The following is a 14,924-nucleotide window of genomic DNA, read 5'->3' on the forward strand; positions in this document are numbered from 1 at the left end:
TTTTTTTCCTTCAGCGTTATGAGGCGATGCGACCCGTGAAGGATATGGATTGCTACGATCCAGCGTCAAACGATTTCCACCGAATGTCCAGCCCTTGAACATTGCCCTTTTCCCATGAGCGAATCCTCTTACCACTCTGTCCGAGGGCTTGAGCGAGGCCTGGCCGTGCTGCGCGCCGTCAACGCGCTCGGGCATGCCACTTCCGTTGAAGTGGCAAGCCATACCGGCCTCCCACGGCCGACCGTGCACCGCCTGCTCGAAACGCTGCGCACGGAAGGTTTTCTGCGCCGCACGGCCCTGCGCGATGCCTACCGCCTGACACTCAAGGTCAAGAGCCTTTCCGGCGGCTACAAGGACGAAGACTGGATCACCGATATTGCCGATGTGGTGCTCGCCGAGCTTTTTGATGAGGTGGTGTGGCCGACGGATATCGCCACTTACGAAGACAACGGCATGGTCATCCGCTCGACCACGCATTACCGCAGCCCGCTGTCGATAGAGCGCTCATGGGTTGGGCGCCAGTTGCCCATGCTGAGCACAGCGGTTGGCTGGACCTATCTCGCCTTTTCACCGGCGAAAGAGCGCAACGCGATCCTGGAGCGCATCGGTGCCGTTGCCGGCACGGATCAGGAAAAGATGCGCGACCCGGACGCCGTGCGCCGAGCGCTGGCCGCAACACGGCGGCGTGGTTACGGCACCCGGCAGCGCGAGTTGATGGCCAAGACCTCCAGCATCGCGGTGCCCATCATGAACGGCATCCATGTGCTGGGCTGCATCAACATCATCTGGATAGATTCCGCGATGTCCTTCGATGTGGCCACCCGCCGTTACCTGCCCTTGCTGCGGCAGGCCGCCACGCGCATCGAGGCGGCTCACCGCGAACTCGTGGCTAGCTGAGAAAAGCTGCGGCCAAGCCGCAACGGAGGAGTTTGGAAAAAATCACCTCTTGGCAGCAACAAAAAAGCCCGTTCTCCACAAGGAGAACGGGCTGCATTTTTGGTAGGCGCGATTGGACTCGAACCAACGACCCCCACCATGTCAAGGTGGTGCTCTAACCAGCTGAGCTACGCGCCTACAAACGATTCGAAGCCTCGGAGTATAGCAGTGTTCTGAGCACTCTCAGTGGACCCCCACCATCATTTCCGCCGCACCACGCGCACACCCGTCACGTCGCCCACGACGGACATCGCGCGAGCGACCTGCCGGGCGTCCGTCACTTCGATGGTGAAAGTCATCCAGGCCACGTCTCTCACCGACTGGGTCTGCACGCCGATCACGTTCATCTTCTCGCGCGCAAACACCTCGGAAATATCGCGCAGCAGCCCCTGCCGGTCCTGCGCCTCGATGGCCACATCCACCGGGTACACGGCGGCCCGGCCATCCCGATCCGGCACGTTCTGGCCACCCCATTGCACCTCGATCACGCGGTCCGGGTTCTTGCGTTGCAGGTGGGCGAAATCGCTGCAGTCGGCGCGGTGGATGCTCACGCCCTTGCCTCGGGTGATGAACCCGCCGATGTCATCGGGCGGCGCCGGCTTGCAGCACTTGGCCAGCTGCGTCATGAGCGACTCCACCCCGACCACCAGCACGCCGCCGCTCGATGAGCCGGACGGCTTGCGCGGCTTCTTCAGCCACGGGGGGATTTCCGAGGGCGCTTGTGGCTCCGGCGGGCGCAGCTGCGTCTCGATGGCGCGCAGCGACAACTCGTCCTTGCCGACTTGCTCGAACAGTTCCTGCGCGGACGCCAACCCCATGGCCACGGCGAGATCGTCGAGCTTGAGCGCGGTCTTGCCTTCGCGCTGCAACAGCTTCTCCACCGCTTCGCGACCGCGCGCCACCGTTTCGGCCATCGCCTGGGCATTGAACCAGGCGCGCACCTTGCTCTTCGCGCGGTGGCTGACGAGATACCCCAGCTCCGCGTTGAGCCAGTCGCGCGACGGGCCGCCCTCCTTGACGGCCGTGATCTCCACCGTCTGCCCGTTCTGCAAGGGCGTGTTGAGCGTGACCATCGCGCCGTCGACGCGCGCGCCGCGGCAGCGGTGGCCCAGGTCGGTGTGCACGGAGTAGGCGAAGTCCAGCGCGGTCGCTCCCTGGGGCAATTCCACGATGGCGGCGTCGGGTGTGAGCACGTAGATGCGGTCATCGAACAAGCCGTCCGCAGCCCCGCTCAGATCGCGTTCCCAGGCCAGCAGTTGGCGCAGCACCGCGATCTTGGCGTCGTAGTCCGAGCTGGCGGAGACACCGGCGTAGCCTTTGGCGCCCGCCTCCTTGTAGGCCCAGTGCGCCGCCACGCCGTGTTCGGCGTGGTCGTGCATGGCCAGCGTGCGGATCTGGATTTCGAACGCCCTGCCCTGGTCGTCCCGCACCACCGTGTGCAGCGACTGGTAGCCGTTCGGTTTGGGCTTGGCGATGTAGTCGTCGAACTCGTCGGCGATGGGCACCAGGTTCGCATGCACGTAGGCCAGCGCGGCATAACAGCCGGCCACGTCGGGCACGACCACGCGCAGCGCGCGGATGTCGAACACCTGGTCGAAGTCGAGCGACTTGCCGCGCATCTTCTTGACGATGCTGTAGATGTGCTTGGGCCGCCCCTGCACCGAGGCCTCGATGCCCTGGCGCTTCAGGTCGGTCTCGAGCTGATGGCGCACCTGCTCCACGTGCGCCTCGCGTTCGGCGCGCTTTTCGTCGAGCAGCCGCGCGACCTCCTTGTAGGTCTGCGGCTCGAGAAAACGGAAGGCCAGGTCTTCCATTTCCCATTTGATCTGCCAGATGCCCAGGCGGTTGGCCAGGGGCGCGAACACGTGCAGGGCTTCGCTGGCGATGGCGGCGCCCGGATTGCCCTTGACGGCGGCGAAGTACCGCAGCGTCTGCAAGCGCGACGCCAGGCGCAACATCACCACGCGCAGGTCGCGCGAAAACGCCAGCAGCATCTTGCGCACGTTTTCGGTCTGGCTCGCGGCCAGTTCCGACAGGGGCGCCTTGCCCGATGCCGTCGTGGGCGAGGCCTCTTCCTTTTTCGCCAGCGCCTGTTCCGACTTCACGCGCGCCTGGTGCTGCAATTGCACCAGCTTGGAGGTCTCCATCGCCAGCGCCGCATAGTTGTCGCCAAACGCCTTGGCGATCACCTCTTGCGGACGGTTGAGGTGCTGGCAGGCGTGGACGAGGTAGGTCGCGGCCTGCATGGCCTCGGAGCCGCCGATGTCCCGGACCACCTGGGCCACCGCATCGGCATGCGCCAGGGTGTTCTCGCCCGTGTCCAGTTGCTCGCTGCTGAGCAGCGGCTCGGCGAATGCCCTCGCACGGGACAAGGCCTGTGCCTGTTTGGGCAGGCTGTCGGAGGTCGCGGCCACGATCGCGGAGGGCGATGGCGGCGCGCGCTCGGCCAGAGACACCGCATCGGAGGTCTCGGACAGGGATGATGGATTCAATCGCTTCATGACTCGCTCAACGCATGCACTCAATCCGACCAGAGAAAGTCCCTGATGGCATGCACCTGATCATCGGCCACCAACGTGGGCGCGTGCCCGACGCCCGCAAAAACCACACAACGGGCTTTGGGACCACGCCGCCCCATTGCCTCCGCGGTAGCCTCCGAGAGCAGGTCCGACTGCTGCCCGCGCAGCAGCAGCGTGCGCGCGGTGATCGCGTCGTACAGCTGCCACAGCATGGCCTCGCCATCGCGCGCGGTCTGCTTCGCGGCGGCCTGGTCGTCCATGCTCACGAGCGCCTTCACAGGCAGCGCGATCGCGGGGTCGTAGTGCAACCACCAACGGCCATCGCGCTCGCGCAACAAGGGGGCGGACAGCGCCCGCCATTGTTCGGGCGTGTGCGGACCGAAGCCGGTCGAGATCGATGCCAGGTAGTCGATCGCGGCCTGCTCGCTCTCGAACGAGGGGTTCAGCCCCAGGTACTGCGCAATGCGCTGCAGTGCTTCCCACTGCACGACCGGCCCGACGTCGTTGAGCACCAGCCGGCGCGGCGCGAGCGCGGGCTGGGCCGCGATGGCCATGCCGATCAGGCCGCCCATGCTGGTGCCCACCCAGTCGATCGCCGCACTCGGTGCTTGCGCGCGCAGGTGCATCAACAAGGCCGCCAGATCGGTGGCGTAGTTGGGCAACTGGTAGGCCATGGGGTCGGCCAGCCAGTCGCTTTCACCGCGCCCGGCCACGTCGACCGCGATCACACGGGCGCGTTCGCTCAAGGTGCGGGCAAGGGTGTCGAAGTCGCGGCCCTGGCGCGAAAGACCGTGCACGCAGACCACGATGTGATCGGTCTGGCCCGAGGTGCAAGCCCAGTCCCAGTAAGCCATGCGCCGCGGCGCGCCGGTTTTGGCAGCGGGGCCACCGACGGTGAGGTATTGAAGGTTCGGTTCTTGCATGTGCGTGGTGGTGTGGAACGGGCGCCCCGGAGCTCGCTCCCGGGGCGTCCGTGATAATGCTTTGAGCGCTTTTCAACCCATCGTACTGGAACTGGAGTTCACCCCATGCTTGCCAACAAAACCGCCCTTGTCACCGGCTCCACCAGCGGTATCGGCCTGGGCATCGCCAAGGCCTTGGCGCGCCAGGGCGCCAACATCGTGCTCAACGGTTTTGGTGACGTGGAAGGCCCCAAGGCCGAGATCGCGGCACTGGGCGTGAAGGTGGCCTACCACGGCGCGGACATGAGCAAGCCGGCCGAGATCGAAGCCATGATGGCCTTCGCCGCCAGCACCTTCGGCCAGGTCGACATCCTGGTGAACAACGCGGGCATCCAGCACGTGGCGCGGGTGGAGGATTTCCCGGTCGAGCGCTGGGACGCGGTCATCGCCATCAACCTCAGCAGCGCCTTTCATGCCAGCCGCCTGGCCCTGCCCGCGATGCAGAAGGCGAACTGGGGCCGCATCATCAACGTGGCGTCGGTGCATGGACTCGTGGGCTCGGCGGAGAAGGCGGCCTACGTCGCGGCCAAGCACGGCATCGTGGGCTTGACCAAGGTCACGGCCCTGGAGAACGCAACCTCCGGCGTCACCTGCAACGCCATTTGCCCGGGCTGGGTGCTCACGCCGCTGGTGCAAAAACAGGTGGACGCCAAGGCCGCCGCGCAGGGCATTTCCAATGCGGAAGCCACGAAGCAACTGCTGGGCGAGAAAGAACCGTCCATGCAGTTCACCACCCCTGAAGAACTGGGTGAGTTGGCCGTGTTCTTCTGCTCGCCGGCTGGCAACAACGTGCGCGGCGTGGCCTGGAACATGGACGGCGGCTGGAGTGCTCAGTAGCACCCCCCTGCGCCGCTGACGCGGCTTCCCCCCTCTGTGGCGCGCCTTCGGCGCTTCGAGGGGGGCGCACCCTCGGACCGGCAGAGCCGGATCCTCGGGAGCCCTGGAACGGGCACGCGCCGCTACTTCAGCTGGATCGAGCCCGACACGGTCACATTGACCGTCGACTTGCCCGCTTCCACCGGCACCGCCGCATCCGACATCGCGGCCTTGGCTTCCATCGCCATCGCGCGTGGCTGGAACGGCCGGGCTTCCTGATCGGCCGAGCTCACCGACACCTCGCGCAGGCTGTAGCCCGCGAAGCCAAAACCCTTGCTCACCTCGTCGGCGCGCGCCTTGAAGCGCTCGATGGCGAGCGACTGCACGTCGGACTCGAGCTTGCGGCGCGCGTCGCGCGACAGCGAGAAGCTGGTGCCCGACATGGTGAGGGTCTGGATCTTGCCGGCGGTGGCGCTGATGAGCGCGAAGTCGCGGCCTTCCAGCACCAGCTCGGTGCTGCCCTGCCAGCCGTTGATCTTTCCGTTGCTGCCGTAGCGGGGGTACAGGCTGAACTGCCCCGTGCGCACTTCCAGCTGCTGCGGCTTGGCATTGGCCCGCGCCACCACCAGCGCCGCGTCCAGCGCCTGCTTGAGCTGGTTCTGCACCGTGACGGCGTCGCTGCCTTCGCGCGTGGTGTTCAGGCTCATGCTCAGCCAGTCCTGGGGCACTTCCAGGAAACCGCTGGCGGCGATGTTCACCACATTGGCGGGCACGGGCACCGTCACCTGGGCCATTGCCGATGCGCTGGCGCCAAGCCCGAGAGCCAGGACGGAAGGGAGGAGAAGACGCGAAGAAAAGAGGGAAACACGGTGCAGCGAGGCGCAGAGGGTCATGGTTTGAATTTGAAGTCGTAAGGCGGCTGATCGCGAAGTTGTTCGCGCAGACGCTGGCGCTCCTCCACCGAGAGTCGGTAGGGCTTGCGGCTCTCATCCATGTCATCGACCGGCCGGCGCAGCGCATCGCGCAGGCGCGTCGGACCCCGGGGGTCGTTCTCGTCCGCGGTGATCGGCAGGACCGCCACCGGGGTATCGGCAATGGTTGACGCCTGGTTGACGCGAATAATCTCCGGCCCTGCATAAGCAGAACCCAGCGCCATCAGCAACAAACCACCCGGCAAATACGATTTCATGGTGCACTCAAGTATCGACAATTGAGTGATTGTGTGATGTGCCCGAGATGAAGCTGCAGCCAGCGCGGGCAACATCTGTAACAGCGTGTCAGAAAAATAAAAAACGTTGGCGGACAAGCACTTGGCGCTGCCACAATCGAGTTTGTTACATTTACCGGAAGTTGTTCCCATGCCACAAACTCAAGTTCGCCCCAACAAGGTTCTGGTTGTCGACGACGACGTCCGCATCCGCGATCTGCTGCGCCGCTACCTGATGCAGGAAGGCTTCGAGGTCATGCTGGCCGAGGACGGCAAGGCCCTCAACCGGGTGCTTCAGCGCGATTCCGTGGACATCATCGTGCTCGACCTGATGATGCCCGGTGAAGACGGCCTGTCCATCTGCCGGCGCCTGCGCGCCAACGGCGACCGCACGCCCATCATCATGCTGACCGCCAAAAGCGAGGACGTGGACCGCATCGTCGGCCTGGAAGTCGGTGCCGACGACTACCTGGGCAAGCCGTTCAACCCGCGTGAACTGCTCGCGCGCATCCACGCGGTGCTGCGCCGCCGCCCACCCACCGAAGTGCCCGGCGCCCCGTCTCAGGACCAGGAAGTGGTGAAGTTCGGCCCATTCGAGTTCGATCTGAGCCTGCGCACGCTGCGCAAGGACGGCGCCGACCTGCCGCTGACCACGGGCGAGTTCGCCATGCTCAAGGCCCTGGTGCGCCACCCGCGCCAGCCGCTGTCGCGCGAAAAGCTCGCGCAACTGGCGCGCGGGCGCGAGTTCGAACCCTTTGACCGCAGCCTGGACGTGCAGGTGTCCCGCCTGCGCAAGTTGATCGAAGAAGATGCCGCGTCCCCGCGGTATCTGCAGACGGTGTGGGGTGTGGGCTATGTCTTCGTACCGGACGGCAATGCCTGATGTCCGACGAATCGCGCGTTCCGTTCGAGACCGAACCGGCCTCGCTGGAGACCCTGCCCGCGCCGCTTGAGATGCGTTTCTCGCGGGGCGTCAGTCTTTTCTGGCGCACGTTTTTCTTCCTCTCCGTGCTGCTCATCGGCTGCACCGTGGCCTGGCTGCAGACCTACCGGTCGCTCGAGTACGAGCCGCGCGCACTGCAAAGCGCGAACCAGCTCGCCTCGCTGGTCAACCTCAGCCGCGCCGCGCTGGTGCACTCCGATGCGATCGCCCGCGTCTCGCTGATCAAGACCCTGGCCAGTGAAGAAGGCCTGCGCATCGCGCCGCGCGAGCCCACCGACACGTTCCGGCTCTACAACGTCGATGCGCTGAGCCGCAACGTGTCCGAGCGCCTGCGCGCCCGCCTGGGACCCGACACGCTGGTGGCGCGCGAAGTCAACAGCGTGCCCGGTCTGTGGATTGGTTTCACGATCGACGACGACCCGTACTGGCTGCTCACCGACCCGTCGCGCATCGGTTCGGTGACGGGCACGACCTGGCTGATCTGGCTGGGCACGGCCGCCCTGCTCTCGCTCACCGGTGCGGCGGTGATCGCGCGCCTGATCAACCGGCCGCTGAAAAAGCTCTCGTTTGCCGCGGGCCGCGTTCGCGAAGGCGACTTCGACGCCAGCCAGCTCAACGAATCGGTGGCCACCAGCGAGATCCGCGAAGTCAACATCGGCTTCAACCGCATGGCGCAACGCCTGTCCAAGATCGAACAGGACCGGGCCTTGATGCTCGCCGGCATCTCGCACGACCTGCGCACGCCACTGGCGCGCCTGCGCCTCGAAACCGAGTTGAGCGTGAGCGATGCGGCGGCACGTGAACACATGTCGGCGGACATCGAGCAGGTCAACGCCATCATCGACAAGTTCCTCGACTACGCGCGGCCCGACCACATCAAGACCGACCGCGTGAACCTCAACCAGATCGTGGACGCAGCGATCTTCTCGGCCGGTCAGGACCCGAACACGCACATCACCACCCACATCCCGCACGACACCGTGGTGATGGGTGACTCGGTGGAATTGCAGCGCGTGTTCACGAACCTGATCGAGAACGCCACCCGCTATGGCCGGGAACCCGCCGGCATCGTCAGGATCGACATCGCCGCGAAGACCAAGGACGACGCGGTGCTGATCAAGCTGCGCGACCACGGACGCGGCGTCGACCCGGAACAGCTGGCGCAACTGACGCAACCGTTCTTTCGCGGCGACGTCTCGCGCAGCGCGGCCACGGGAACCGGGCTCGGTCTGGCCATTGTGGACCGCGCGATCGCGCGCATGGGTGGGCGTTTTGCGCTGGCCAACAGCAGCACCGGCGGCCTGGCGGCGCACATGAAGCTGGTGAAAGCGCCGTCCTGAGCGCAGCGGCGGCTATGCCGCCGCCACCAGCAGCGCCACCGCGCGCGCCTCGATCGACAGGCCCTGCCCCACCGGCCCGATCTTCTCGGCCGTCTTGGCCTTCACGTTGACCTGGTTCACCGCCAGGCCCAGCGTGCGCGCGATGCCTTCGCACATCGCGCCGATGTGCGGAGCCAGTTTGGGCGCTTGCGCGATCACGGTGCTGTCGATGTTGCCGATCTCGAAGCCGGCCGCGTGCACGCGCCGTGCCGCTTCGGCCAGCAGCACGCTGGAATCGGCACCCTTGAATTGCGCGTCGGTGTCGGGGAAATGGCGGCCAATGTCGCCCAGCGCGGCCGCGCCGAGCAGCGCGTCGGTAATGGCATGCAGCAGCACGTCGGCATCCGAATGGCCGAGCAGGCCCTGGCTGTGGGGAATGGTCACGCCGCCGATGACGAGCGGGCGCCCCGGCACGAGCGCGTGCACGTCCCAGCCCTCGCCGATACGGATGGTGGGAATGGCGGTCATGGGCGGCTCCTGAGGACGGCTTCGGCCAAGGCGAAGTCTTCCGGGTAAGTGACTTTGAAATTCTGCGCGCTGCCGCGCACCAGCAGCGGTGGGTGGCCCGCCATTTCCATGGCGCTGGCCTCGTCGGTCACGCCGGCGAAACCGTTCAACGCGGTGGCGGCCAACGCGCTGTGCAGCGCACCCACGCGGAACATCTGCGGCGTCTGCGCCAGCCATTTGTGGGCCCGGTCCACGGTGGCGGACACGCGCCCACCGGCTTCGGCCTTGAGGGTGTCGGGCAGCGGCAGCGCGAGCAGGCCGCCCAGGGCGTCGGGCCAACAGGCATCGATCAGCGCATTCACCTGCGCCGGCGTGACGAGGCAGCGCGCGGCGTCGTGCACCAGCACCCAGTCGTTGTCATCGGCACCCTGATCGCGCAAGGCCTGCAGTCCGTTGAAGACGCTCTCGGCACGCGTGGCACCGCCACAGCGCGCGAGCGTGACCCCCGCAGAGTGCGACGCCCAGAACGTGTCGTCAGGGGCGATGACCACCACGCAGGTTTCGAGCCGCGCGACGGCGCGCAACGCGTCCAGCGTGTGCATCACCATGGGCTGGCCAGCGATCGGCTGGTACTGCTTGGGGATCCCGGTGCCGGCCCGGGTGCCGGTGCCCGCACAGGGCAGCAGCGCATGGCAACGGGGCTTGCGGGTCAATTCGGGGGTGGCATCGGACATGTGTGCCCGCATTCTAGAATCAGTGTCCACACCCCCTTCCATTGCGGACGGGGGTGTTCGTCATTGCTGCCGCGACCTTGAGCCTTTCATGGACCTGCCCAAACTCTCCCCTGGCAAACGCCACACCGTGCCCCACCCCGGTGGCTCGGCCGATGCCCTGCTGCTGGCCCAGTTGGGCGCACGCGAGAAGGCCGCTGGCCGCCTCACGGCGATCGTCACCGCCGACGCCAACGACGCCCAACGCCTGATCGAAGAAATGGCGTTCTTCGCGCCCGACGTGCGCTGCGCCATGTTTCCCGACTGGGAAACCCTGCCCTACGACACCTTCTCGCCGCACCAGGACCTGATCAGCGAACGCCTGGCCACGCTCTGGCGGATCTCGCAGCGCGACAAGGAGACCGGCGCCGACGTGGTGCTGATCCCCGCCACCACCGCGCTCTATCGGCTGGCACCGCCGGCCTTCCTGGCGGGCTACACCTTCCATTTCAAGGTCAAGCAGAAGCTCGACGAAGCCAAGCTCAAGGGCCAGCTCACGCTCGCGGGCTACCAGCACGTGACGCAGGTGGTGAGCCCCGGCGAGTACGCGGTGCGCGGCGGCCTGATCGACCTCTTCCCCATGGGCAGCCTGGTGCCCTACCGCGTGGACCTGTTCGACGACGAGATCGACAGCATCCGCACCTTCGACCCCGACAGCCAGCGCAGCCTCTACCCCGTGAACGAGGTGCGGCTGTTGCCCGGGCGCGAGTTCCCGATGGACGATGCGGCGCGTTCCAAATTCCGCAGCCGCTGGCGCGAACTGCTCGAGGGCGACCCGACCAAGAGCCGCATCTATAAAGACATCGGCAACGGCGTGGCCACGGCCGGCATCGAGTACTACCTGCCGCTGTTCTTCGACGACACCGCCACCGTGTTCGATTACCTCGGCGACGGCGCCACGGTCGTGCTGCACGGCGACCTGGAGCCCGCGTTCCAGCGCTTCTGGCAAGACACGAAGGACCGCTACCGCCTGCTCAAGGGCGACCCCGAGCGGCCGGTGCTGCCACCCGAGGCGCTGTTCCTGGGCATGGAGCAGTTCTACACGCGCGCCAACGAGCACGCGCAGTTCGTGGTGCGGCCACCGCAGCAGGAGATCGAACACGGCGCGCAGGTGCAGAAGCTGGGCGACCTGTCGGTGGTGCGTGGCGCCGAAGACCCACTGTCGCGCCTGCAAGCCCACATCCGCAACACCGCGCACCGCGTGCTGCTGCTGGCCGAGAGCGATGGCCGGCGCGAGAGCCTGCTGGACTTTCTGCGCGCCAGCGGCCTGAACCCGCCCGCCTTCGACTCGCTCACCGAGTTCCAGGCCAGTGACGAAAAAACCGGTATCGCGACCGCTGCGCTCACCACCGGTTTTTCGTGGCTGGAAGACGGCATCGATTTCGTCACCGAGACCGAACTCTTCGCCGCCGGCCCGACCACACGCCGGCGCAAGAAGCAGGAACAGGTCAGCGACGTCGACGCGCTGATCAAGGACCTCTCCGAGCTCAACCTCGGCGACCCGGTGGTGCACAACGCCCACGGCATCGGTCGTTACCGGGGCCTGGTGAACATGGACATGGGCGAGAAGAACCCCGACGGGTCGCCCGCGTTGATGGAGTTCCTGCACCTGGAGTACGCCGACAAGGCCGTGCTCTACGTGCCGGTGAGCCAGTTGCAGTTGATCGGCCGCTACACCGGCGTGAGCGCTGACGAAGCGCCGCTGCACAAGCTCGGCAGCGGACAGTGGGAGAAAGCCAAACGCAAAGCCGCCGAGCAGGTGCGCGATGCGGCCGCCGAACTGCTCAACATCTACGCGCGCCGCGCCGCACGGCAAGGCCACGCGTTCCGCTACTCGGCGCAGGACTACGAAGTCTTCGCCAACGACTTCGGCTTCGAAGAAACCGCCGACCAGCGCGGTGCGATCCACGCCGTCATTCAGGACATGATCAGCCCGCGCCCGATGGACCGCCTGGTCTGCGGCGACGTGGGCTTCGGCAAGACCGAGGTCGCGTTGCGCGCGGCCTTCGTCGCCGTCACCGGTGGGCGGCAAGTGGCCTTCCTCGCGCCCACCACGCTGCTGGCCGAGCAACATTTCCAGACGCTGTCGGACCGCTTCTCGAAGTGGCCGGTGAAGATCGCCGAGATGAGCCGCTTCCGCTCCGCCAAGGAAATCACCGCCGCCGCCAAGGGTCTGGCCGATGGCTCGGTCGACATCGTGGTGGGCACGCACAAGCTGCTCAGCGAGAGCGTGAAGTTCAAGGACCTGGGCCTGCTCATCATCGACGAGGAACACCGCTTCGGCGTGCGCCACAAGGAGCAGATGAAGGCTTTGCGCGCGGAGGTGGACGTGCTCACGCTCACCGCCACGCCGATCCCGCGCACGCTGGGCATGGCGCTCGAAGGCTTGCGCGATCTCTCGGTGATCGCCACCGCGCCGCAGCGCCGCCTGGCCATCAAGACCTTTGTGCGCAACGAAGGCAACGGCGTGATCCGCGAAGCCGTGCTGCGCGAGCTCAAGCGCGGCGGACAGGTCTACTTCCTGCACAACGAAGTGGAGACGATCGAGAACCGCCGCCAGAAGCTGGAAGAGATCCTGCCCGAGGCGCGCATCGCGATCGCGCACGGCCAGATGCCCGAGCGCGAACTCGAACGCGTGATGCGCGACTTCGTGGCGCAGCGCTTCAACGTGCTGCTGTGCTCGACCATCATCGAAACCGGCATCGACGTGCCCACGGCCAACACCATCGTGATGAGCCGCGCCGACAAGTTCGGCCTGGCGCAGCTGCACCAGTTGCGTGGCCGCGTGGGCCGCAGCCACCACCAGGCCTATGCCTACCTCATGGTGCCCGACATCGAAGGCCTGACCAAGCAGGCCGCGCAACGGCTCGACGCGATCCAGCAGATGGAAGAACTCGGCAGCGGCTTCTACCTGGCCATGCACGACCTGGAGATCCGCGGCGCGGGCGAGGTGCTCGGCGAGAACCAGAGCGGCAACATGCTGGAGGTGGGTTTCCAGCTTTACAACGAAATGCTGAGCGAAGCGGTGAGCTCGCTCAAGGCCGGGCGCGAACCCGATCTGCTCGCGCCGCTGTCCGTCACCACCGACATCAACCTGCACGCACCCGCGCTGCTGCCGAATGACTACTGCGGCGACGTGCACCTGCGCCTGTCGTTCTACAAGAAGCTGGCCACGGCAAAAAACACCGACCAGGTCGACGCGCTGCTGGAAGAAATCGTCGACCGCTTCGGCAAGTTGCCGCCGCAGGCGCAGACGCTGATCGACGTGCACCGCCTGCGCTGCATCAGCACGCCGTACGGCGTGGTCAAGGTCGACGCCGCGCCCGGGGTGACCAACATCACCTTCAAGGCCAACCCGCCCATCGAGCCGATGCGCATCATCGAACTGATCCAGAAGAACAAGCACATCAAGCTGGCCGGCAACGAGAAGCTGCGCATCGAACGCCCGCTGCCCGAGGTGAAAGACCGCGTGCAGATGGTGCGCGACGTGCTGCGCAGCCTGGGCCAGCCCATCAAGGCCGAGGCGCCGGTCAAGACGCCGTAGCCCACGGCGCGGGTGGTTCGGGCCAGACCAGCTCAACCGCGCGGTGAACACCGCCATGGACGCCGACTTCAAGGCCAAACTGGCGGCCAGCGGCATCGAGGTCGCGCCGAGCACGCCGGAAGAACTGCAACGCATCATCTCGGCCGAGATCAAGCTGCACGCCGAGCTGGTCAAGGCCGCCGGCCTTACGCCGCAGTGAGGCTTCATGGGCTGGGATAATCCTGGCCCATGACACAAGCCCCCGCCGCCCCGACCGAAATCGCCCCTGGACTGGTCGTCCAGGGCTTCACGCCGCCGCTGAAGCTGAGCGATTTCAAGCTCATCGCCTTCGACATGGACTCCACGCTCATCAGCATCGAGTGCGTGGACGAAATCGCCGACGCCGTGGACAAGAAGGCCGAAGTGGCCGCGATCACCGAAGCCGCCATGCGCGGCGAAATCACCGACTTCAAGGACAGCCTGCGCCGGCGCGTGGCCCTGCTGCGCGGCGTGACCATCGCCGACATGGAGCGGGTCTACACCGAGCGCCTGCGCATCAACCCCGGCGCGGCCGAACTCATCCGCGCCTGCAAGGCCGCGGGCATGAAGGTGCTGCTGGTCTCGGGTGGTTTCACCTTCTTCAGCGAGCGCGTGCGCGACACGCTGGGCATCGACTTCACGCGCGCCAACATCCTGGAAATCGAAAGCGGTCCGAACTGTGGCCAGCTCACCGGCCACCTGGTCGACCAGGCCTGGGGCGACATCTGCGACGGCGCGGAGAAGCGCCGCACCCTGCTGGAAGTGGCCTCGCTGCTGGGCATCGAGCCCTCGCAATGCATCGCCATGGGCGACGGTGCGAATGACCTGCCCATGATGGGTGCCGCCGGCCTCTCGGTGGCGTACCACGCCAAGCCGACGGTGCGCGCGCAGGCGATGGTGGCGATCAACGAAGGCGGACTGGACCGCCTGCTGGAAGTACTGCGCTGAAAGCCCCGATGCCCTTCGCGGCACGCCTGTCGGCTTTTGCCCGGTCGCTGCGCCAGCGCTGGACAGCGTGACCCGGCTGTCCCGCGACGGGCCCGTGCTCACCATCGCCATGCAGTCCGGCCAGGCCGAGCAGGTGGCCCGCGTGTTGAACCAGCGGCAACTGCCCTGGGCCACAGCCCTCGATCCGCGCGGCGAGATGTCGCGCCAGCTCGGCTTCAAGGCCGTGCCTGCGTTCGTGGTGGTGGACGCGGACGGGCATCTGCGTGCGGCCACGGTGGGGTATACGAGCGAGATCGGCATGCGGCTGCGGCTCTGGTGGGCTCGGCTGATGTAAACAGCCGGCCGGGTAGCATAGGCCGTGCGCCGCTGCAGCAAGGCGGGCGCCCTCCCCAACCCACCGCCCTGGCCCGATGTTCAGAAAGCGGACAGAAACCA

The 14,924-nt window shown here is 66.4% G+C and carries 14 protein-coding genes and 1 tRNA gene; 8 read left to right on the top strand and 7 right to left on the bottom strand.

Features of this window, described 5'->3' with window-relative positions; all coding sequences use genetic code 11:
- Positions 1-114: 114 nt before the first annotated feature.
- Positions 115-897, top strand: coding sequence for an IclR family transcriptional regulator domain-containing protein (locus FFS09_RS09640; protein WP_137918642.1), 783 nt, complete (start codon positions 115-117; stop codon positions 895-897).
- Between the two features lie 100 nt (positions 898-997).
- Here the strand turns inward: FFS09_RS09640 and FFS09_RS09645 are convergent.
- The 3 genes from FFS09_RS09645 to FFS09_RS09655 form a co-directional block, all read right to left on the bottom strand.
- Positions 998-1,074, bottom strand: a tRNA-Val gene (locus tag FFS09_RS09645).
- Positions 1,075-1,136: 62 nt separating this feature from the next.
- A complete protein-coding gene (locus FFS09_RS09650; RefSeq protein WP_137918643.1) occupies positions 1,137-3,437 on the bottom strand; it encodes a RelA/SpoT family protein in 2,301 nt (766 codons plus the stop codon).
- 20 nt (positions 3,438-3,457) lie between these two features.
- On the bottom strand, positions 3,458-4,378 hold the full coding sequence (locus FFS09_RS09655; RefSeq protein WP_137918644.1) for an alpha/beta fold hydrolase: 921 nt from the start codon (positions 4,376-4,378) through the stop codon (positions 3,458-3,460).
- 105 nt (positions 4,379-4,483) lie between these two features.
- Between FFS09_RS09655 and FFS09_RS09660 the strand changes: the two genes are divergently transcribed.
- Positions 4,484-5,254 carry a 3-hydroxybutyrate dehydrogenase gene (locus tag FFS09_RS09660; RefSeq protein ID WP_137918645.1) on the top strand — a complete coding sequence of 257 codons (771 nt, stop codon included), beginning with the start codon at positions 4,484-4,486 and terminating at the stop codon, positions 5,252-5,254.
- Positions 5,255-5,376: 122 nt separating this feature from the next.
- Here the strand turns inward: FFS09_RS09660 and FFS09_RS09665 are convergent, their stop codons facing one another.
- Positions 5,377-6,027 (bottom strand): SIMPL domain-containing protein, encoded by a 651-nt coding sequence (locus FFS09_RS09665; RefSeq protein WP_252374314.1) that lies wholly within the window; start codon positions 6,025-6,027, stop codon positions 5,377-5,379.
- A 95-nt stretch (positions 6,028-6,122) separates the two neighbouring features.
- Positions 6,123-6,593, bottom strand: coding sequence for a hypothetical protein (locus FFS09_RS09670; RefSeq protein WP_137918647.1), 471 nt, complete (start codon positions 6,591-6,593; stop codon positions 6,123-6,125).
- On the opposite strand from FFS09_RS09670, the gene ompR reads away from it, so the two are divergent.
- Together ompR and FFS09_RS09680 are read left to right on the top strand one after the other, a co-directional pair.
- Positions 6,592-7,323: an osmolarity response regulator transcription factor OmpR gene (ompR, locus tag FFS09_RS09675; protein ID WP_137918648.1), complete on the top strand. Its 732-nt coding sequence runs from the start codon at positions 6,592-6,594 to the stop codon at positions 7,321-7,323. The two genes, FFS09_RS09670 and ompR, sit on opposite strands and share 2 nt — an antisense overlap.
- Positions 7,323-8,723 carry a sensor histidine kinase family protein gene (locus FFS09_RS09680; protein WP_137918649.1) on the top strand — a complete coding sequence of 467 codons (1,401 nt, stop codon included), beginning with the start codon at positions 7,323-7,325 and terminating at the stop codon, positions 8,721-8,723. The genes ompR and FFS09_RS09680 overlap by 1 nt, the downstream gene beginning before the upstream one ends.
- A 12-nt stretch (positions 8,724-8,735) precedes the next feature.
- On the opposite strand, the gene ispF is transcribed toward FFS09_RS09680, so the two are convergent.
- Both ispF and ispD read right to left on the bottom strand, forming a co-directional pair.
- Positions 8,736-9,230 (bottom strand): 2-C-methyl-D-erythritol 2,4-cyclodiphosphate synthase, encoded by a 495-nt coding sequence (gene ispF / locus FFS09_RS09685; RefSeq protein ID WP_137918650.1) that lies wholly within the window; start codon positions 9,228-9,230, stop codon positions 8,736-8,738.
- Positions 9,227-9,943 (bottom strand): 2-C-methyl-D-erythritol 4-phosphate cytidylyltransferase, encoded by a 717-nt coding sequence (ispD, locus tag FFS09_RS09690; RefSeq protein ID WP_137918651.1) that lies wholly within the window; start codon positions 9,941-9,943, stop codon positions 9,227-9,229. The genes ispF and ispD overlap by 4 nt, the downstream gene beginning before the upstream one ends.
- Positions 9,944-10,031: 88 nt before the next feature.
- Here ispD and mfd point away from each other — a divergent pair, with 88 nt between their 5' ends.
- The 4 genes from mfd to FFS09_RS31400 are packed head-to-tail and all read left to right on the top strand — an operon-like array spanning position 10,032 to position 14,823.
- Positions 10,032-13,523 carry a transcription-repair coupling factor gene (gene mfd, locus FFS09_RS09695; RefSeq protein WP_137918652.1) on the top strand — a complete coding sequence of 1,164 codons (3,492 nt, stop codon included), beginning with the start codon at positions 10,032-10,034 and terminating at the stop codon, positions 13,521-13,523.
- A gap of 43 nt (positions 13,524-13,566) precedes the next feature.
- Positions 13,567-13,722 (top strand): hypothetical protein, encoded by a 156-nt coding sequence (locus tag FFS09_RS30590; protein ID WP_171019949.1) that lies wholly within the window; start codon positions 13,567-13,569, stop codon positions 13,720-13,722.
- Between the two features lie 29 nt (positions 13,723-13,751).
- On the top strand, positions 13,752-14,489 hold the full coding sequence (serB, locus tag FFS09_RS09700) for a phosphoserine phosphatase SerB (protein ID WP_137918653.1): 738 nt from the start codon (positions 13,752-13,754) through the stop codon (positions 14,487-14,489).
- Positions 14,380-14,823: a redoxin family protein gene (locus FFS09_RS31400; protein WP_137918654.1), complete on the top strand. Its 444-nt coding sequence runs from the start codon at positions 14,380-14,382 to the stop codon at positions 14,821-14,823. Before serB ends, FFS09_RS31400 begins: the two co-directional genes overlap by 110 nt.
- Positions 14,824-14,924: the final 101 nt, after the last annotated feature.

The organism is Hydrogenophaga sp. 2FB, from assembly GCF_005503365.1.
Taxonomy (GTDB): Bacteria; Pseudomonadota; Gammaproteobacteria; order Burkholderiales; family Burkholderiaceae_C; genus Hydrogenophaga.